The organism is Thioclava electrotropha, assembly GCF_002085925.2.
Lineage (GTDB): Bacteria > Pseudomonadota > Alphaproteobacteria > Rhodobacterales > Rhodobacteraceae > Thioclava > Thioclava electrotropha.
Genome location: NZ_CP053562.1, coordinates 3,797,291 through 3,817,091, shown reverse-complemented (window position 1 = coordinate 3,817,091; position 19,801 = coordinate 3,797,291). Strand labels below are relative to the sequence as shown.

General features: G+C 65.8%; 18 protein-coding genes. 13 read left to right on the top strand and 5 right to left on the bottom strand.

Features of this window, described 5'->3' with window-relative positions; all coding sequences use genetic code 11:
• Positions 1-35: 35 nt before the first annotated feature.
• The 4 genes from AKL02_RS18135 to AKL02_RS18120 are packed head-to-tail and all read left to right on the top strand — an operon-like array spanning position 36 to position 3,368.
• On the top strand, positions 36-749 hold the full coding sequence (locus tag AKL02_RS18135; protein WP_408648143.1) for an amino acid ABC transporter ATP-binding protein: 714 nt from the start codon (positions 36-38) through the stop codon (positions 747-749).
• Positions 746-1,696: an NAD(P)-dependent oxidoreductase gene (locus AKL02_RS18130; RefSeq protein ID WP_083078229.1), complete on the top strand. Its 951-nt coding sequence runs from the start codon at positions 746-748 to the stop codon at positions 1,694-1,696. Before AKL02_RS18135 ends, AKL02_RS18130 begins: the two co-directional genes overlap by 4 nt.
• A gap of 12 nt (positions 1,697-1,708) precedes the next feature.
• The gene (locus AKL02_RS18125) at positions 1,709-2,647 is read left to right on the top strand and encodes a sugar kinase (RefSeq protein ID WP_232621668.1); all 939 of its coding nucleotides are present in this window, start codon (positions 1,709-1,711) and stop codon (positions 2,645-2,647) included.
• Complete coding sequence (locus tag AKL02_RS18120; protein ID WP_083078230.1) at positions 2,637-3,368, top strand: hypothetical protein; 732 nt, start codon at positions 2,637-2,639, stop codon at positions 3,366-3,368. The genes AKL02_RS18125 and AKL02_RS18120 overlap by 11 nt, the downstream gene beginning before the upstream one ends.
• A 114-nt stretch (positions 3,369-3,482) precedes the next feature.
• Here the strand turns inward: AKL02_RS18120 and tkt are convergent, their stop codons facing one another.
• On the bottom strand, positions 3,483-5,489 hold the full coding sequence (tkt, locus tag AKL02_RS18115) for a transketolase (protein ID WP_083078231.1): 2,007 nt from the start codon (positions 5,487-5,489) through the stop codon (positions 3,483-3,485).
• Positions 5,490-5,623: 134 nt separating this feature from the next.
• Here tkt and AKL02_RS18110 point away from each other — a divergent pair, with 134 nt between their 5' ends.
• The 4 genes from AKL02_RS18110 (at position 5,624) to fba (ending at position 8,935) form a co-directional block, all read left to right on the top strand.
• Positions 5,624-6,409 (top strand): triose-phosphate isomerase, encoded by a 786-nt coding sequence (locus AKL02_RS18110; RefSeq protein WP_083078232.1) that lies wholly within the window; start codon positions 5,624-5,626, stop codon positions 6,407-6,409.
• A complete protein-coding gene (gene derI, locus AKL02_RS18105; protein WP_083078233.1) occupies positions 6,406-6,870 on the top strand; it encodes a D-erythrulose-4-phosphate isomerase in 465 nt (154 codons plus the stop codon). Before AKL02_RS18110 ends, derI begins: the two co-directional genes overlap by 4 nt.
• A 61-nt stretch (positions 6,871-6,931) precedes the next feature.
• A complete protein-coding gene (locus tag AKL02_RS18100; RefSeq protein ID WP_083078234.1) occupies positions 6,932-7,900 on the top strand; it encodes a class 1 fructose-bisphosphatase in 969 nt (322 codons plus the stop codon).
• 3 nt (positions 7,901-7,903) lie between these two features.
• Positions 7,904-8,935 carry a class II fructose-bisphosphate aldolase gene (gene fba / locus AKL02_RS18095; RefSeq protein WP_078521238.1) on the top strand — a complete coding sequence of 344 codons (1,032 nt, stop codon included), beginning with the start codon at positions 7,904-7,906 and terminating at the stop codon, positions 8,933-8,935.
• 162 nt (positions 8,936-9,097) lie between these two features.
• Here the strand turns inward: fba and AKL02_RS18090 are convergent, their stop codons facing one another.
• The 4 genes from AKL02_RS18090 to AKL02_RS18075 form a co-directional block, all read right to left on the bottom strand.
• Complete coding sequence (locus AKL02_RS18090; RefSeq protein ID WP_078542362.1) at positions 9,098-10,048, bottom strand: D-ribose ABC transporter substrate-binding protein; 951 nt, start codon at positions 10,046-10,048, stop codon at positions 9,098-9,100.
• Positions 10,049-10,140: 92 nt separating this feature from the next.
• Entirely contained in the window at positions 10,141-11,175 is a 1,035-nt protein-coding gene (locus AKL02_RS18085; RefSeq protein WP_083078235.1) for an ABC transporter permease, read from the bottom strand.
• Positions 11,176-11,186: 11 nt separating this feature from the next.
• Positions 11,187-12,737 (bottom strand): sugar ABC transporter ATP-binding protein, encoded by a 1,551-nt coding sequence (locus tag AKL02_RS18080; RefSeq protein ID WP_083078236.1) that lies wholly within the window; start codon positions 12,735-12,737, stop codon positions 11,187-11,189.
• On the bottom strand, positions 12,734-13,375 hold the full coding sequence (locus AKL02_RS18075; protein ID WP_083078237.1) for a DUF2291 family protein: 642 nt from the start codon (positions 13,373-13,375) through the stop codon (positions 12,734-12,736). Before AKL02_RS18075 ends, AKL02_RS18080 begins: the two co-directional genes overlap by 4 nt.
• A 528-nt stretch (positions 13,376-13,903) precedes the next feature.
• On the opposite strand from AKL02_RS18075, the gene AKL02_RS18070 reads away from it, so the two are divergent.
• From AKL02_RS18070 to AKL02_RS18050, 5 genes are all read left to right on the top strand, one after another.
• A complete protein-coding gene (locus AKL02_RS18070; protein WP_083078238.1) occupies positions 13,904-15,505 on the top strand; it encodes an FGGY-family carbohydrate kinase in 1,602 nt (533 codons plus the stop codon).
• 1 nt (position 15,506) lies between these two features.
• Positions 15,507-17,015: a glycerol-3-phosphate dehydrogenase gene (locus AKL02_RS18065; protein WP_083078239.1), complete on the top strand. Its 1,509-nt coding sequence runs from the start codon at positions 15,507-15,509 to the stop codon at positions 17,013-17,015.
• Positions 17,015-17,947 carry a sugar phosphate isomerase/epimerase family protein gene (locus tag AKL02_RS18060; RefSeq protein ID WP_083078240.1) on the top strand — a complete coding sequence of 311 codons (933 nt, stop codon included), beginning with the start codon at positions 17,015-17,017 and terminating at the stop codon, positions 17,945-17,947. Before AKL02_RS18065 ends, AKL02_RS18060 begins: the two co-directional genes overlap by 1 nt.
• 95 nt (positions 17,948-18,042) lie before the next feature.
• Positions 18,043-18,978, top strand: a complete 936-nt coding sequence (locus AKL02_RS18055) for a sugar-binding transcriptional regulator (RefSeq protein ID WP_078521221.1) — start codon at positions 18,043-18,045, stop codon at positions 18,976-18,978.
• A gap of 22 nt (positions 18,979-19,000) precedes the next feature.
• Complete coding sequence (locus AKL02_RS18050; RefSeq protein ID WP_083078241.1) at positions 19,001-19,768, top strand: DeoR/GlpR family DNA-binding transcription regulator; 768 nt, start codon at positions 19,001-19,003, stop codon at positions 19,766-19,768.
• The last annotated feature ends 33 nt before the right edge of the window (positions 19,769-19,801 follow it).

The following is a 19,801-nucleotide window of genomic DNA, read 5'->3' as shown; positions in this document are numbered from 1 at the left end:
ATCCCATGACACAAGCACAGCAGCCCGCCGTCGAGATGCGCGGCGTCACCAAGTTCTTCGGTGCGTTTCAGGCGCTGAAGTCGATCGATCTGACGGTCGAACAAGGCGAGCGGATCGTGGTCTGCGGTCCGTCCGGCTCCGGCAAGTCGACCCTGATCCGCACGCTCAACCAGCTCGAAGAGATTCAGGACGGCAAGATCACCGTCGACGGGATCGAATTGACGGCTGGCGGCGAGAACGTCGCCAAGGTGCGTCGCGATGTCGGGATGGTCTTCCAGCAATTCAACCTGTTCCCGCATCTGACGGTTCTGCAGAACTGCACGCTCGCGCCGCTTAAAACGGGACGTGCGGACAAGGCCACGGCAGAGGCGACCGCGCGCAAATATCTGGAGCGCGTGAAGATCCCGGAGCAGGCCGACAAGTTTCCCGCCCAACTCTCCGGCGGCCAGCAGCAGCGAGTCGCGATTGCGCGCGCGCTCTGCATGGAGCCGCGGATCATGCTGTTCGACGAGCCGACCTCGGCGCTCGATCCCGAGATGGTCAAGGAAGTGCTCGACACGATGATCGATCTGGCCCGCGAAGGCATGACGATGCTCTGCGTCACCCACGAGATGGATTTCGCCCGCGCCGTTGCCGACCGCGTGATCTTCATGGAGCAGGGCGCGATTATCGAGGAAGGGCCGCCAGCGGAGTTCTTCGGCAATCCGAAATCCGAGCGTCTGCGCAACTTCCTGGGGCAGATCTCATGAAGGACGAGGCCAAAGCGAACCCGTCGATCCTCGCGCTGATCGAGTTGAAGCCCGCCGACATGATGGAAGCGTTCTGCGCCGAGCATCCGGTCACCCGCGATGCCGAGGCCCGCGACGGCATCGAGGTCGTGCTGACCAGCGGCGCGCGCGGTCTCTCGGGCGAGGAGATCGACGAATTTCCCGACCTGCGCCTGATCGCGGTCAATGGCGTTGGAACCGATGCGGTCGATCTGGATACGGCGGTCGCGCGCGGCATCCATGTGACGACCACGCCCGACGTGCTGTCGGAGGCAGTGGCCGAACTGGCCCTGGGTCTTGCGATTTCGGTACGGCGCCGGATCGGCGAGGGCGAGCGGCTGCTGCGCTCCGGCGGTTGGTCGAACGGACAGAAACCGCGGCTGGGTCAGGCGCTGACCGGTTGCCGGGCGGGTATCCTCGGCTATGGCCGGATCGGGCGGGCGCTGGCGGATATGCTCCGCGCGCTGGGGGTCGAGGTGATCTACCACGCGCGCAAGCCCCATGATGACGCCCCCGAGGCATGGCGCCCCGACGCCCGGACGCTGGCCGCCGAAAGCGATGTCCTGTTCGTCACGCTCTCAGCCACGCCCGAGACGCGGTATATCGTCGATGCGCCGGTGCTGGAGGCGCTGGGCTCCGAGGGCACCTTGGTCAATGTCGCGCGCGGCTCGGTCGTCGATAGCGCGGCGCTGGCGGCGGCCTTGCATGGCGGCACGCTGGGCTCGGCTGCGCTCGACGTCTTCGAGGTCGAACCTGTCGCGCCCGATGGGGCGGAGGACGGTCTTCTGCGCGCGCCCAATACGCTCTTCACGCCGCATATCGCCTCGGCCACGAACGAGGCGCGGCGCGCGATGGCGGAGCTGGTGATCGCCAATATCGACGCCTATCTGGCCGGAAGCCCGCTTCCGAGCCCGGTAACGCCTGCCTGACCGGAGCCTCACATGCTGGACTTTCTCTGCATCGGCGAGCCTCTCGCCGAATTCACCAACGATCCCGCAACGCCCGATCTGTTCCATCGTCGCCTCGGCGGCGACACGCTCAACGCGGCGATCTATCTCGCGCGGTTGCGTCCCGATCTGCGGGTCGGTTATCTCTCGCGGCTGGGCGAAGACGGGATGAGCCGCTGGATGCGCGACACGATTGCGCAGGAGGGTGTCGAGATCGAGGCTATCGGGGCCGAGGTCAATGGCAGCCCGGGGCTGAGCTTCATCGCCACCGATGCCACGGGCGAACGCAGCTTCACCTATTGGCGCGATCAGGCGCCGGCGCGCCGGATGTTCGGCGCGGAAGGGACTGAAGTCGCGGCGCTCGGTCAGGCGCGCGTTCTGCTGTTCTCCGGTATCACTTTGGCGATCCTTCCCGAGGAGGCGCGCGCGCGGCTGCTGGCGGAGCTCGATGCGCTGCGCCAGCGTGGCGTCACCGTCGCCTATGACACGAATTATCGCCCGCGGCTCTGGCGCGACCGGGCCGAGGCGGCGGAGTGGACGGAGCGCGCCTTGGCGGTGACGAGCCTCGCGTTGCCGTCTTTCGACGATCTCGCGGCCCTTTGGGACGAGACCGATCCCGAGGCGGTCATGGCGCGCTGCGAGACACATGCGCCAGGGATGATCGTGCTGACGACCGGCGGCGGCACCGTGCTGGCGCGCGATGCTTCGGGTGCGGCGCTGCGGGTTGCGTTGCCCGAGCCCGTTGCGGCCGTCGACACCACCGCCGCAGGCGACAGTTTCGACGCCGCGCTTCTCTCTGCCCTGCAACGCGGCAAGCCGTTGGAGGCAGCAATTCTCGATGGCGCACGGCTCGCAAGCTGCGTCGTCCGCTATCCCGGCGCGGTCATCCCGCGCGAAGCTATGAAAGAAGAGATTGCACATCATGCAGCGTGACCAAATCGCAAGCGCAGCAGAAGCTCTGGCCGCCGCGAATGACGGCGAGACGCTCGATGCGCTGAACCCGCTCCCCGAAAGCCCGGCGGAGGCCTATGCGGTGCAGGCCGAGAGCCTGCGCCATCTCGGTCCGGTGGGCGGCTGGAAACACGCGCTTCTGGGCGGGCGCGACCTCTCTTGCGCGCCGGTTCTGGATCGAGCGATCCACCCGTCGGGGACGACCCTCGCCGTCGCACCCCATGCCCGGCTTGAGCTGGAAATCGCGGTGCGGCTGCGCGCCGATATTTCGCCCAAGGCAAAGCCTACCGAGATTTTGGAGGCGATCGGCAGCGTTCATGTCGCTTTCGAGGTACTGCAGTCGCGCTTCACTACGCTCGAAAAGCAGCCACCGCTGGCGCAGATGGCGGACCGGTTCTCGAACCAGGCGATCGTTCTGGGCGACGAGGTCCCGGATTGGCAGAGCCGCGATCTGACGCGCCTGCCGCTTGCGATCGGCACGCCTTCCGATCCGCCCACGATGGCCGCGGGCATGTCGCTCTCCGAGATCGTGTGCTTCCTCAGCTTCCTTGCCGAGCGGGCCGCCGTCATCGGGCCGGGGCTGCGGGCGGAGGATTGCATCGTCACCGGCGCGCGCATCGGTCCGCAACCTTTGCCCGCCGGGGCGGAGGTGCGTGGCGGGCTAGAGGGCTGTCAGGTTTCGATGACGACGCGCCCGCTCTGAACGCTCAAGCACGCGGTGGTTGGTCGGCGGCAAAAAAGCCAGTCGCCGGGGATCGAGCGCCGCCTCAACGTCTGAGGAAAAAGCGCCGGCCTGTCACTCAGACCCGCGCCACCTTTAGCCCGCGATCAGCGCCTTGGCGCGCGCAACGATCGCATCTTTGGTGATACCGAACTCGGCATAGAGCCGCTCTGCCGGAGCCGAGGCGCCGAAGCCCGGCATGCCGATCACATCCGCCTCGCGCGCGACGTAGCGGGTCCAGCCGAAGGCCGACGCGGCCTCGACAGCGATCCTCGGCACGGTGCCGAGAACTTCGGCCCGGTACTCCTCGGACTGCGCGTCGAACAACTCCCAGCACGGCATCGAGACCACAGCGACATTGACGCCGTCCGCATGCAGCGCCTCTGCGGCCTCCACGGCCAGCGCCACCTCGGTCCCGGTCGCGAGAAGCGTCACATCGCGGCCTTCCCCGAAGGAGCGGATCACATAGGCGCCGCGCGCGGTCAGGTTCTCATCCCCCGCGCCGCGCAGCTGCGGCACCCCTTGTCGCGACAGCGCCAGCAAAGACGGCGTGCCCGTCGACCGGATCGCGATATCCCACGCCTCCAGCGTCTCCACCGCATCCGCGGGGCGGAACACGTTGAGGTTCGGGATCGCGCGAAGCGAGGCCAGATGTTCGACCGGTTGGTGGGTGGGGCCGTCCTCGCCCAACCCGATGGAATCGTGGGTCATCACATATGTCACGCCCAGCCCCATCAGCGCCGACAGGCGGATCGCGTTGCGCGCGTAATCCGAGAACACGAGGAACGTGCCGCCATAGGGTTTGAAGCCGCCATGCAGCGCGAGACCGTTCATCGCCGCCGCCATGCCGAACTCGCGCACACCGTAGCCGATATAGCGACCCGGTTTGGCGGCGGTGTACGACGAGTCGACGGCGGCGACGCGCGTCAGGTTGGAGCCGGTGAGATCGGCGCTGCCGCCGATCATCGCAGGCACCGCCTTAGCGAGATGCTCCAGAGCGATCTGGGAGGCTTTGCGGGTCGCGACAGATTGCGGGGTCTCGAACAGCTCGGCGCGCGCAGTCTCGACGGCGGCGGCGTAGCCTTCGGGCAGCTTGCCCTCGACACAGGCGGTGAACTCTTCGGCCTTGCCGGAGGCCGCGAGCGCGTCTTCCCATTCCGCGCGGGCCTGCGTGCCACGGGCCCCGATGGCGGCCCAGGCTGCGGCGAGGTTCTCGGGAATTTCAAAGGGCGCAGCCTCCCAACCGAGCGCCTGCTTGGCCAGCGCGCCTTCCTCGTCTCCCAGCGGGGCGCCATGCGCCTTCGCCGTGCCCGCCCGATTGGGCGAGCCGAAGCCGATCACCGTCTTCATCGCGATCAAGCTGGGCCGCGCGGTCTCGGCCTTCGCGGCCGCCATCGCCTCGTCCAGCGCCTTGGCGTCATGGCCGTCGCAGCGGATCACATGCCAGCCGCAGGCCGCAAGCCGCGCCGGAACGTCTTCCGAGAAGGACACGGAGGTCGGCCCGTCGATGGTGATGTCGTTGTCGTCGTAAAGCAGGTTGAGCTTGCCCAGCCCGAGATGCCCCGCAAGCGAGATCGCCTCTTGTCCGATCCCTTCCTGCAGACAGCCGTCGCCCAGCATCACCCATGTGCGGTGATCGACGAGGCCGGGGAACTCGGCGGCGAGCGCGCGCTCGGCCAGCGCCATACCGACGGCGGTTGCCAAGCCCTGACCCAACGGACCGGTCGTGGTCTCGACGCCCTTCGCATGGCCCCATTCCGGATGGCCGGCCGTGATCGACCCCCACTGCCGGAAATTGCGAATCTGGTCGCGCGTCATGTCTTCGTAGCCGGTCAGATGCAGCAGTCCGTAGAGCAGCATCGAGGCATGCCCATTGGACAGCACGAAGCGGTCGCGATCGGGCCAGTCGGGGGCCGAGGCGTCGAATTTCAGGTGGTTGCGAAACAGCACGGTGGCCGCATCCGCCATGCCCATCGGCGCGCCGGGATGGCCGGAATTGGCGGCATTCACCGCGTCGATGGCCAACGCCCGCAGACAATTGGCGAGGGCAAAGTTTTCAGGGTCGATAGCGGCTTTGGCCGCAACTTGAGCGTGATCGAGCATGGGATCCTCCTATGGCGCGGACGCTAGCAGTGGTCACAGGTTCTAACAATTAAAAATCACAAAGTAACAAAAATAATGTTGAAACTAACGTGGCGCATGTTATTTAACCTCAACACGACGGAGGAGCGTTCGACATGCCCGAGGTTTGGATCGGCACCAGCTGGAAGATGAACAAAACCCTGTCCGAGGCGATGGTCTGGGCGGATGGCCTCGCGGCCGCGACCCTGTCGCCGCGTATCCAGAGCTTCGTCATTCCGCCCTTCACCGCGACCCGGCAGGTCAAGGCCGCGCTGGCGGAGACGCCCGCGCTGGTCGGCGCGCAGAATATGCATTGGGCCGATGCCGGCGCCTGGACGGGCGAAGTGTCCGCGCCGATGCTGGTCGATTGCGGTCTCGACATTGTGGAGCTCGGCCATTCCGAACGCCGCGCTCATTTCGGCGAGACCGACGAGACGGTCGGCCTCAAGACGGAGGCTGCGGTGCGCCACGGGCTGATCCCGCTCATCTGCATAGGCGAGACGCTCGAGGATCGCGAAGAGGGGCGGGCGGCGGAAGTGCTGGCCACGCAGGTGCGCGGCGTGCTCTCGAAGCTGTCGGACAAACAGAAACAGGCCGAGATCTGGCTCGCCTACGAGCCGGTCTGGGCCATCGGTGAAAACGGTATTCCTGCCACCGCCGATTACGCCGATGCGCGCCAAGCCGAGATCATCGCTGTGGCGCAAGAGGTGACGGGCCGCCGCGTGCCTTGCCTCTATGGCGGCTCGGTCAATCCCGACAACTGCGCGGAGCTGATCGCCTGCCCGCATATCGACGGGCTGTTCATCGGTCGTTCGGCTTGGGACGTGGCCGGATATCTCGACATTCTCGCGCGCTGCAACGCCGCGCTGGACGCCCAAGTCAAAACGGAGGAACTGTCATGAAAATCGCAGTGGCCGGCGACAGCGCCGGCGAACCGCTCGCCAAGATTCTGGCCGAATATCTCAGCCAGAACCCGGATTACGAGGTGGCCGAGGCTTCGCGCACCGAGGCCGGGCCGGACGACTTCTACGCCAATCTCGCGGATCGCGTCGCATCGGCTGTGAAGGACGGAACCTATGACCGCGCGATCCTGTGCTGCGGCACCGGGATCGGCGTCTGCCTCTCGGCCAACAAGGTGCCGGGGATTCGCGCCGCGCAAACCCACGACACCTATTCGGCGGGCAAAGCGGCGACCTCGAACAACGCGCATATCATCACGATGGGCGCGCGGGTCGTGGGTGCGGAGCTCGCGAAAGACATCGCCGATGCCTTCCTGTCCTCGTCCTTCGACCCCGAGGGGAAATCGGCGGGCAACGTTCAGGCCATTGACGCGGTCGACGCCAAGTATCACACGACGGCCTGAGCGAACTCCCGAGGGTCGGGCGGTTCGCCGCCCGGTCCCAACTCACTGACGGAATTCCCACATGCTGACCTTGCCGAACGACCGTCCCTCGCAGGCGGCGTACCTGCGTGACTGCCTGCCTGCTGGCGGGCTTGGAGAGATTATCGCCGCGCTGGCCGCCGCCTTGCCCCCGATCGAGCAGCGGCTCGCGGCGGGTCGGTTGCCCGGCGATCCTGCCGCGCCCTGCGGTCAGAACGAAAGCGGCGATGTGCAGAAGGCGCTCGATGTCGGCGCGCATGACCACATCCTTGCGGCGCTCGCCGGGCTGGGCGTGCGGCACATGCTGTCGGAAGAGGCCGAAGAGGTCGAGTTGCTCGACCCGGAGGGCCAATTCGACCTCGCGATCGATCCGATCGACGGGTCGGGCTCGATCGGTATCGGCGCGCCGCTCGGGATGCTGTTCGCGATCTATCCGACCGGGCCCGCCGATTTCCGGCGTCCGGGTTCGGAGGCGGTCGCGGCGGGTTATGCCTCCTTCGGGCATTCGCTGGATTTCGGGTTCGTGGCCGGGCAGGGGGTGCAGATCGCGACCTATGATGGCAGCGATTTCCGCATGACGGCGCAGGATGTCCGGCTGTCGGCTAAAGCGTCGACCATCGCTTACAACGCCTCGAACGAGCGCCATTGGAGCCCGGGGCTGCAACGCTGGGCCGCCGAGCTGCGCGCCGGTGCGGATGGTCCGCGCGGGCGCGATTTCAACATGCGCTGGCTGGCGGCGGCGGTCGGTGAACTGCACCGTATCCTGCTGAAAGGTGGCGCGTTCCTCTATCCGGCGGACCGGCGCGAGGGCTATCGCGAAGGGCGGTTGCGGCTGGCCTATGAGGCGGTGCCGATCGCCTGCCTGATCGAAGCGGCGGGCGGGCACGCCACCGATGGCACCACGCGCATTCTCGATCTCGTGCCGGACGCGCCGCACCAGAACGTGCCGCTCGTGTTCGGCGCGGCGGAAGAGGTCGACATCATCAAGACATATCTATCGGAGGAGACCTGACCTATGGCCCGCATCACCCTGCGCCAGTTGCTCGATCACGCGGCGGAGAACGGCTATGCCGTGCCCGCCTTCAACATCTCGAACATGGAGATGGGGCTCGCGATCATGACCGCCGCGCGCGAGGCCGATGCGCCAGTGATCCTTGCCGCCTCGCGGGGCGCGCGGGCCTATGCGGGGGATCGCTTGCTGGCGCGGCTGATCGACGGGCTGGTCGAGACCTTCCCCGAAGTTCCGGTCTGTATGCATCTCGATCACGGTAGCGATCTGGCCACCTGCGCCACTGCGATCCAGCACGGGTTTACCTCGGTGATGATGGACGGCTCTCTGCTGGCCGATGGCAAGACGCCCGCCGATTACGCCTATAACCGCGATATCACCGCGCGCGTGGTCGAGATGGCGCATGCCTGCGGCGTCTCGGTCGAAGGCGAGCTAGGCGTGCTCGGCTCGCTCGAGACCGGCATGGGCGATCAGGAAGACGGCCACGGTGCGACCGAGAAGCTCTCGGAAGAGCAGCTGCTGACCGATCCCGAAGAAGCCGAACGCTTCGTGCGCGAAACGGGCGTCGATGCGCTCGCGGTCGCGATGGGCACGAGCCACGGCGCCTACAAGTTCACGCGTCAGCCCGATGGCGACATTCTCGCGATGAATGTCATCGAAGAGATCAACCGCCGTCTTCCGAATACACATCTGGTCATGCATGGCTCGTCCTCCGTCCCCGAGGATCTGCGGCAGATGATCAACAGCTATGGCGGCGATATGCGCCCGACCTGGGGCGTGCCGGTCGAGGAAATTCAGCGCGGTATCCGCTCGGGCGTGCGCAAGGTGAATATCGACACCGACAACCGTATGGCGATGACGGCAGGCGTCCGTAAGGTCCTCTCCGAGACGCCCGGTGAATTCGATCCGCGCAAATACCTCACCGAGGGCAAGGCGCTGATGCAGCAGCTCTGCAAGGCGCGGTTCGAGGCTTTCGGCACCGCCGGTCACGCCTCGCGGATCACGCCGCTGCCGCTGGAGGCGATGGCGGCGCGCTGAGCGCGCCGCCCTCTGCAGAACAAAGAAAAAGGGCACCCGCGCGGGCGCCCTGTCTTCGTTGCGAGGTCGCGTTTGGCGTGACGTTCCCGAACTCCCCAGGCACCTGTCAAAACGAAAAAAGGGGGCCGCGCGGCCCCCTTTCCAGTGTCCCGTTACGCAGGATCAGGAGGATTGATCCAGGGTGAACGGGCCGGTGTAGGAGCCGACATTGCTCGAGTCGATCAGCATGCAGTCGAAGAGTTGCTTCTCTTCCGAGACTTCCAGCTCGCCGGTCTGGATGAAGTGATCGGCCTGACGCACGGCTTGCTCGGCGAAGATCGCGACCGGCTGCAGCACGGTGTAGGTCATCTCGCCAGCCTTGACCGCGTCGACCGCATCGGGCGAACCGTCGAAGCCACCGACGACCATGCCGTCGAGCTTGCCTGCTTCCTTGAGCGCGGCGATCGCACCGAGCGCCATTTCGTCGTTGCCCGAGATCACGCCGGTGATGTCCGGGTTGGCCTGCAGCATCGACTGCATCTTGGAATAGCCCTGCGTGCGGTCCCAGTTGGCCACTTCCTGCGCCTTCTTGTCGAGGTCGGGATACTGGCTCAGCACCGTCTCGAAGCCGTTCGAACGGGTCTGCGCGTTGTTATCCGACGGAGCACCGAACAGCTCGACATAGGAGCCTTTCTCGCCCATCGCCTCGACCCATTTCATCGCGCCGAGTGCAGCGCCCTGCGCGTTGTTCGACACCAGCTGTGCCTTGGCGAGACCCGACTGGTTGATCTCGGCGTTGACGATGAAGACCGGGATACCGGCTTCGACCGCTTTCTTCACGGCGCCGACCGAACCGTCCGCGTTCGCCGGGTCGAGGATGATCGCCTTGGCCTTGTTGGTGATCGCGGTGTCGACGAGGTTGCTCTCGGTGTTGGTGTCACCCTTGTGGGCGGAGACGTTGGCGTCATAGCCAAGCTCTTCGGCGGTCGCCTTGGCGACCTCGCCCTCGGTGTACCAGTAGGGGTTCGAGGGATCGTTGACGATGATCGAGATCAGACCGTCAGCCATCGCGGCCTGTGCCATCAACGGCATCATTGCGACGGTCGCGAGAATGGTGCGCCTGGTGAATTTCATGTTGGGTTTCCTCCCGTTGGGTTGTTGTAGATGCCGGATAGATCCGGCGGGTATTCGGGCGCGGAACCTCCCTGTCCCGCGTCCTCGAAGTTTCAGCGCCGTGCGCGGCCGTATTGCAGGCTGTTGAGCAGCACGGCGAGCACGATCACGGCGCCGGTGAAGACGGTCTGCCAGTAGGCAGAGACGCCGATGATCACGAGCCCGTCGCTCAGGAAGCCGATGACGAAGGCGCCCAGCATCGTGCCGCGCACGTTGCCGCGCCCGCCGGTCAGGGCGGCCCCGCCGATCACGACGGCCGCGATGGCGGTCAGTTCGTAGGTGGTGCCTGCGGTGGGGCCTGCCGAGGTTAGCTGCGACGACAGCACGAGGCCCGCGATGGCGGCACAGATGCCCGACAGTACGTAGACCGAGATTTTCACGCTGCGGGTCGGCACGCCGGAGAGTTCCGCCGCGCGCTCGTTGCCGCCCGAGGCGTAGAGCCAGCGGCCGAACGCGGTGCGTGCCAGCACGAGGCCCACCGTCAGCGCGACCAGCGCCAGCACGATCACCCCGATCGGCACTCCCGCGATGCGGTTGAAGCCGAGCCAGCCGAAGCCGGTATTGCCCAGAGCTTCAGCGCCGCCAAGGTTGTTGTAGGTGAGGCCGTTGGTCATCAGCAGCGCGACGCCGCGCGCCACATAGAGCATCCCCAGCGTGGCCACGAAGGCGGGCACGTTGAAGAACGCGATCAGCACGCCGTTGATCAGCCCCACGAAGGCGCCCAGACAAATCGTCAGCACGACCACGGCCCAGACCGGCGGGTAGAGCACGACACCGGCGGCCGGTATTTCGACCCCCTGCATCAGGTAGCCCGCGACGACCCCGGCCAGACCCAGCGTCGAGCCCACGGACAGGTCGATGCCGCCGTTCAGGATCACCAGCAGCATGCCGATCGCCAGCAGCCCGAAGATCGCGACATGCGACGACATGATCAGGAAGTTGCCGATGCTGAAATAGACCGGCGACAGGATCGAGAAGACGGCGATGATCGCGACGAGGGCGAAGAATGCGCGGCCCTCCAGAAGGATCTTGCCGATGTTCAGGCCCATGCCGCCCGATCCGGGCTTGGAATTCGTAACGTCCGCCATGTTGGCCTCCCTTAGTGGTGCACGGCTTCGCCAGAGGCGGCCATGATCTGCTCTTTGGTTGCGGTGTGATCGAACTCGGCCGCGATCCGGCCTCTGTTCATCACGATGATCCGGTGGGCGATGCTCAGGCATTCGCCGACTTCCGAGGTCGAATAGAGTACGGCCAGCCCACGCTCCTGCGCGGTGCGCGCGAGCAGCTTGAAGACCTCGGCCTTCGCGCCGATGTCGATGCCGCGCGACGGCTCGTCGAGCAGAATCACCTCGGGCCGGGTGGCGAGCATTTTGCCGATCACTACCTTTTGCTGGTTGCCGCCCGAGAGCGAGCCGATCATCGCGCCGCCGCCATCGGTTTTCACGGTCACTTCGCGGATCGAGTCGTCGATCACCTTGCGCTCGTCCTTGCGGCTGGTGAACAGCCCGCGCGTGAAGGCGCCGATCGAGGAGAGCGACAGGTTCTGGCCGACCGTCATGGTCTGCACCAGCCCGTCGCGCTGCCGATCCTCAGGGACGAGCACCAGCCCAGCCTCGATGCGCTCGGCGATCGACATATGCGAGATGTCGCGCCCGTGCAGCTTCACCGCGCCGCTTTTCGCGCGCAAACGCCCGGCGGCGCATTCCATCATTTCGGTGCGCCCGGCGCCCATCAGACCGTAGATGCAGACGATCTCGCCCGCGCGCACGCTGAGGCTCATGTGATCGACCACCAGCCCGTGACCCGACGGGTCGGGGACGCAGAGGTCTTCGACGATCAGCGAGGGTTCACCCATCTTGCTGTCGGGAGGCGCGCCGAGGTCGAACCCTTCGCCGACCATGTTGCGCACGATCCATTCGAGGTCGATCTCGTTGCGCGGCGCATAGGCGGTCATTTCACCGTCGCGCAGCACCACTGCATGATCGGTCACTTCCAGCGCCTCTTCGAGGTGGTGCGAGATATAGACGATGCTGACGCCCTTCGCAGTGAGGTCGTTGATCACCTTGAACAGCACTTCGACTTCCGAGGCCGACAGCGCCGAGGTGGGCTCGTCCATGATCAGGATACGGCTTTTCGCCTGAAGGGCGCGCGCGATCTCGACGATCTGCTGCTGCCCGAGACGCAGTTCCTCCACCGGGGTGAGGGGGTCGATCTCTTCTTCCAGCTCTTCCATCAGCGCGCGCGTGACCCGCTCTTCCTCGGCGAAATCGACGCCGCGGCGGGTGCGGATTTCGCGCCCCATGAAGATGTTGTCCCGCACGTTCAGGTTCGGCGCGAGAGCGAGCTCCTGGTGGATGATCGAGATGCCCTGCGCGAGGGCGTCATTCGCTCCGTTGAAGGTGACCGGTTCGCCGTCGAGCAGAATCTGCCCCGAGGTCGGCGTCACGATCCCGGCGAGGATCTTCATCAGCGTCGATTTGCCCGCGCCGTTCTCGCCGAACAGCGTCGTCACCTGACCGCGATGGATGTCGAAATTCACGCCCTTGAGGGCCTTTACCGCACCGTAATGCTTGGCGACGTGGCGGGCCGACATGACGACCTCGCCGGTCCCTCGCGGGGCGTCGGGACGAATGCTTTGCTGCACCGTCATTGGACTTTCACCTCGACCGGGGTGATCAGCCACATCTTCGGATTGATCAGCTTGAAGGCGCCGGTGACGGTCACCGTCTTGCCGGTCAGGTTGGAGGTGTCGATTCCGTCGAGCACCTCGGCCTTCATCGCACGGTTAATGCCCGCGCCCGCATCCTGGTATTCGATCTGGTTCTTGAAGGCGCCGAAGGAGATGTCGCCGGGCGCGTCGCGCAGGTCGGTGCCGTTGATCGCGGGGCCGGTCTGGACGCGGATGCGCACGTTGTCGAGCCCGTCGACATTGATATCGTAAATGCCCGATTTGCCGTCGCCGACCGTTCCGGTCACGCGCACGGGCAGCACAGGCATCGCGCCGCCGGTGCCGTATTTCTTGGCGGCTGCGGATTTGTCCTCGGCCAGTGCGGCGGCGAGCGTCTTGGCGTCGACGGCGCGCTTGGCCACATCGTCGCGGATGCGGGGGAATTCCTTGGCGCCATAGGCATCAGGGGAGAACCCGTCGACGCGGGTATCCTGCTCGGAGCCGATGGTGACGACGGTGGTGTCGAGCCCGATCGCGACTAGGGTGCACAGCGCCACGGCGCCGACAATGACGCCCCGCCGGCCGATACGCGGTTTCATGGAAATATCGGTGGCATTCATGGCCTGTCGCTCCTCCCCTCGGGCCCCGGCGGGGCCTGTTGATCCTGTCTCGGGAGATGCTGCACCCGGCGACAAATGACACCGGCTCGCTCGATCCTGGCGCGCTTGAGACCAGCACCTGTTGCGCGCCGCGCGGGCGGCGTCGTCAGGGTGCGTGTCGCGGCTGAGATCTCGCGCGGCCCATCTGGATGCAGGCCGCCATCCTCCCGTTTCGCAAGACGAATCGTGCCATGGCGCATTTCGTCTGCCGCTTGCCGAAACCACCTGATTTGCCTGCCTTTTCCTCCGTCTGGCGGGCGGTAGTGTTCGGTTCGTGTCCCTCACCATAACTGAAAAAAATTACAAAGAAAGAAAAAAAATACACTCGACATGTGGTCGGGCTTAGCTATGCTTGGGGCGTCCCGAGGGCAGATTTGTCCCCGAGAAGACCGCATTGGCTGGAGGGGCCGCGGTCGCAAATCAAGGGAGGAGGTCGCATGGCACAAGCGCCTTGCGTAGCTCGCCATCTGCGTCCCGAAACGGTGCAGCATGGCTGATCGCGACATCATTATCGGCATCGATGCGGGGACCTCCGTTATCAAGGCCGTGGCCTTCGATCTGTCAGGGCGGCAGATCGCTGCGGCGGCCGTGCCGAACCGCTACGACAGCGGCCCGAACGGGGCCGCGACCCAGAATATGGACCGCACATGGGCCGATTGCGCGAGTGCGCTGCGCAGCCTTGGCGAACGTGTCGACGGGCTCGCCCGCCGCACCGCCGCGCTGGCCGTGACCGCGCAGGGCGATGGTACGTGGCTCGTAGGGCAGGGCGATCGCCCGGTCGGTGATGCCTGGCTCTGGCTCGATGCGCGCGCGGTGGAAACCACCCGCAGGCTGGCCGGGCATGGCCGCGACGCGGCCCGCTTCCGCGCTACTGGCACCGCGCTCAACACCTGCCAGCAAGGCGCGCAGATGGCGCATATGGATCGCCATTGCCCTGAGCTGCTGGATCGCGCCGAGGTGGCGCTGCATTGCAAGGACTGGCTCTATCTGAACCTCACGGGCGTCCGCGCGACCGATCCCTCCGAGGCGAGCTTCACCTTCGGTGATTTCCGCACCCGCAGCTATTCCGATCTCGTGATCGAGGCGCTGGAATTGCGCGGTCGCAGCCATCTTTTGCCGCCGATCCTCGACGGCAGCTGCGAGACCCATCCGCTGAGCGACGCGGCCGCTGAGGCGACGGGCCTGCTGGCCGGCACGCCCGTCAGCCTCGGCTACGTGGATATGGTGATGACCGCGCTCGGTGCGGGCGTCCATACCGGCACGCCGGGGGCGGCTTGTTCCACTATCGGCTCGACCGGGGTGCATATGCGTGCGGTGCGCGACGAGGACGTCACGCTCAACGGGCGCTCGGGCTATGTGATCTGCCTTCCGGCAGAGGGCATGGTCACGCAGGTCCAGACGAACATGGCCGCCACGCTGAACATCGACTGGGCGCTGCGCGTCGCAGCCGATCTGATGAGCGAGACCGGCCATCCGCATGACTACGCCGATCTGGTGGCGCGGATCGACGGCTGGCTCGCCCGATCCGAGCCGGGCGCGCTGCTCTATCAACCCTATGTTTCCGAGGCGGGCGAGCGCGGGCCGATGGTCAACGCCAATGCCCGCGCCGGATTTATCGGCCTCTCCGCAGGTCACCGTTTCCCGGACATGATCCGCGCCGTGGTCGAAAGCCTCGGCATGGCCGCGCGCGATTGCTACGGCGCGATGGGAGAGTTGCCGCGCGAGTTGCGACTGACCGGCGGTGCCGCGCGCTCCGGCGCGTTGCGTGGAATCCTTGCCGCGTCTGTCGGCGCCCCGGTGCGGGTGTCGGCGCGCGAGGAGGCGGGCGCCGCTGGCTGCGCCATGATGGCCGCCGTCGCGATCGGTGCCTATCCGGACATGGAAAGCTGCGTCGCCGAATGGGTCACGCCGCTTCTGGGCGAGGCCGAAGCGCCGGACCCGGCGCTTCAGACCTCCTATGCAGACCTTTACCCCGCCTATGCCGAAGCCCGCGAGGCGCTCGAACCGGTCTGGGACCGGCTCGCAGAGCATCGCGACCGGCGGACCACCCCCGAAATCGATGCGCCGCGCACCGCGCAAGGAGGATCGTGACATGAGCACGCAGGAACTGGATCTTTTCGTCATCGGAGGCGGCATCAACGGCGCGGGCTTTGCGCGCGACGCGGCGGGCCGTGGCCTCAAGGTGGCGCTGTGCGAGAAGGACGACCTTGCCGAGGGCACCTCGTCGCGCTCGGGCAAGCTGGTGCATGGCGGGCTGCGCTATCTCGAATATTACGAGTTCCGGCTCGTGCGCGAGGCGTTGATCGAGCGCGAAGTGCTGATGAACGCCGCGCCGCATATCATCTGGCCGCTGCGCTTCGTGCTGCCCCATTCGCCGCAGGATCGCCCGGCCTGGCTGGTGCGGCTGGGGCTGTTCCTCTACGACCATCTCGGCGGGCGCAAGAAGCTGCCGGGGACGCGCACGCTCGATCTGCTTCGCGATCCCGAGGGGGCGCCGCTCCTCGACAAATATACGCGCGGTTTTGAGTACTCCGATTGCTGGGTCGACGATGCCCGTCTCGTGACGCTCAATGCGCTCGATGCGGCGCAGCGCGGGGCCATCGTGATGACCCGCTCGCCCGCGATCAGCGCGCGGCGCGAGGACGGTAAATGGCGGGTGGTGACGCAGAACACCCTGACCGGAGAAAAGCGTGAATTCCTCGCCAAATGTCTGGTGAATGCCGCTGGGCCCTGGGTGACCGATGTGCTGACCCGGGTGGCAGGCGCCAATTCGACCCGCAACGTCCGGCTGGTCAAAGGCAGCCATATCATCGTGCCGAAATTCTGGGAGGGGCCGCATAGCTACCTCGTGCAGAATACCGACAAGCGGGTAATCTTCATCAACGCCTACGAGGGCGACAAGGCGCTGATCGGGACGACCGATATTGCCTATGAAGGCCGGGCCGAGGATGTCTCGATCGACGACGGCGAGATCACCTATCTGCTCGACTGCGTGAACCGCTACTTCAAGGAGAAGCTGCGGCGCGAGGATATTCTCGAGACCTTCTCGGGGGTGCGACCGCTCTTCGACGACGGCAAGGGTAACCCTTCGGCGGTGACCCGCGACTATGTCTTCGATCTCGACGAGACCGGCGGCGCGCCGCTCCTGAACATCTTCGGCGGCAAGATCACCACTTTCCGCGAGCTGGCCGAACGGGGCATGCACGAGATTCGCCATGTCTTCCCGAAGATGGGCGGCGACTGGACTGAAGAGGCGGCGCTGCCGGGCGGCGACATGCCGGGGGCGGATTACGACGCGTTCCGCGAGACGCTGAAGGCCGAATATCCGTGGATGTCCCGGGACTTGCGCGAATATTACGGACGTCGCTACGGGACGCTCACGCATCGGATCGTGGGCACGGCCAATGACCCCAAGCGGCTCGGGCGTCACTTCGGCGGGCATCTTTATGAGGCCGAGGTGACGTGGCTGGTCGAGAACGAATGGGCGGCCACGGCGGAGGATATCCTCTGGCGGCGCACCAAGCACCGGCTGACCATGTCCGAGGCCGAGATTTCTGCCTTCACCGAATGGTTCGACACGGCGCATGCGGTGGCTGCCTGATGGGACTGACGCTGTCTTTGAACACCAATCCGCTGGTGAACCGCTTCGCCGATCCGGATGACCTGATCGATTGCGTCGCCCGCGATCTGCGGATTCGCGACCTGCAACTGACGCATGAGTTCATCAACCCGTCCTGGCCCGCGCCGGTGACACGTCGCCTGACCCGGCAGATGGCGGCGGCACTGTCGCGGACCGGGGTGCGGGTGACCTCTGGGATGACGGGGCCTTACGGGCGGCTGAACCATTTCGGCCATCCCGACCGCGACGTGCGGCGCTATTATGTCGACTGGTTCAAGACCTTCGCGGATATCACCGCCGATCTCGGCGGAACGTCTGTGGGCACACAATTCGCCATCCTGACCTATCGCGAGCAGGACGACCCGGCCAAGCGCGAAGAGATGATCCGGATCGCCATCGACTGCTGGGCCGAAGTGGCCGAGCACGGCAAAGCCGCCGGGCTGGCTCATGTCTTCTGGGAGCCGATGAGCGTCGCGCGCGAATTCGGCGAGACGCTCTCCGAATGCATGGCGCTGCAGGACCGGCTGACCGCGGCGAATATGGCGATCCCGATGTGGATGATGGCCGATATCGACCATGGCGACGTGACGAGCGCCAACCCGGACGATTTCGACCCTTATGCCTGGGCGCGGGCCGTGCCGAAGGTTTCTCCGATCATCCACATCAAGCAAAGCCTGATGGACAAGGGCGGGCATCGGCCCTTCACGGCGGAGTTCAACGCACGCGGCCGCATCCAGCCCGAGCCGCTGCTCAAGGCCTTTGCCGAGGGCGGCGCGGCAGACAATGAGATCTGCCTCGAGCTGTCCTTCAAGGAACGCGAGCCCAACGACCGCGAGGTGATCCCGCAGATTGCTGAGAGCGTGGCGTTCTGGGCGCCGCATATCGACACCGGAGCCTCCGACCTCAAGGTCTGAGGTCCGGGCAACGCGGCGGGGCTTCCCTAGGCCTCGCCTGCGCCTTATCAATAACGCCGCGCAACGATCTTGCGCGGCCCGAGCCGAAGGACAGCATGAACGACACTGATGAAACACTCGCCATCCGCGCAGCGTGGATGCACTACGTGGGCGGGCTCACGCAGGCCAAGGTCGCCAAGCGGCTGGGGCTGCCGTCGGTCAAGGCCCACCGGCTGATCGCCAAGGCGGTGGCCGACGGTAGGGTGAAAGTGTCGATCGAGGGCGATATCGTCGAATGCGTCGAGCTGGAGACGCGGCTGTTCGAGACCTACGATCTCAAGCTTTGCGAAGTCGCGCCGGATATCGGGGAAGAGGGCTTGCCGCTGCGCGCATTGGCACTGGCGGGCGCGGCCTATCTCAAGCGTCAGTTCGAAGCGGGCGAGCATTCGATTATCGGGCTGGGACATGGCCGGACTTTGGCCGAAGTGACCCGGCAATTGCCGCGCACCGATGCCAAGGGGCTGCATTTCGTCTCGCTGCTGGGCGGGCTGACCCGCAATTTCGCGGCCAACCCGCATGACGTGATGCATCGCATCGCGGAGAAAACCGGCGCGCGCGCCTATGTGATGCCGGTGCCGTTCTTCGCCAATACCGTCGAGGACCGCGAGGTGCTGCTATCGCAGCGCGGCGTCGATGAGGTCTTCCGCATGGCGCAATCCGCGACGCTCAAGATCGTCGGTATCGGTACTGCCACGGCGGATGCGCAGCTGGTCTCGTCGGGGATGATCGAACCGGGTGAGATCGAGGCGATTGCAGCGGCGGGCGCGCAGGGCGAGATGCTGGGCGATTTCTTCGACGCCTCCGGCAATGTTGTAGAAACCACGCTTTCGGCCCGAACGCTCGCAGTGGGCTACGATCCCGAGCGCGAAGAGGATATCGTCGCCATCGCGGGCGGGCCGGACAAGGTCGAAGCGATCCGGGCGGTTCTGCGGTCTGGCAGAGTGGCCGGGCTGATCACCGACGAGCGGACCGCGCGCGCGCTACTGAGCTGACGGCACGCAAAGGACGACCCTGATGAAACGAGACGACCGGAGGCAGAGCATCCTCGACGCACTGGTACGCGACGGGGCGGTGCAGCTCGACGAGTTGGCCGAACGGTTCGGCGTCTCGAAAATGACGATCCACCGCGATCTCGACGATCTCGAAACAGAGGGTCTGCTGCGCAAGATCCGGGGCGGCGCCACGATCGAGCCCGGTTCGCAATTCGAAAGCGATTTCCGGTTCCGTCAGTTGCAGGGGCACGACCTCAAGGAGCGGATGGCCCGCGCCGCGCTCGAATGGGTGGAGCCGGGAATGACCGTGATGGTCAACGATGGCTCGACCGCGTCCGTGTTGGGCAGCCTGTTGCCCGAGAAGCGCCCGCTGACGGTTATCACCAACAATGACGCGGTGATGGAGGCGCTGAAAGCCGAGCCGGGGATCACCGTCATCGCGCTGGGCGGACGCTATTCGGCGAAATACAACGCATGGATCGGTCGGGTCACGGAAGGCGCGCTGGCCACGCTGCGCGCCGATCTGGCCTTCATCTCGACGCCGGCGGCGGGGGATGGGCGCGTCTATCACATGGACGACGATATCACGCGCGCGAAACGCGGGATGATGGACGCCGCGGCGCAATCCGTGCTGCTGATCAACCATCTGCGTTTCGACCGGACGGCGCTGCACGTTCTGGCTGACTTCTCGGAATTCGCGGCGGTCATCACCGATGCCGAACCGTCGGAGGCAGCCCAAACGCAGATCGAGGCCACGGGGGCCGCGCTTAAAGTGGCGAAAAGCGGGTAGGGCACCGCTTTTTCCGACCTTTGTCACGACAGC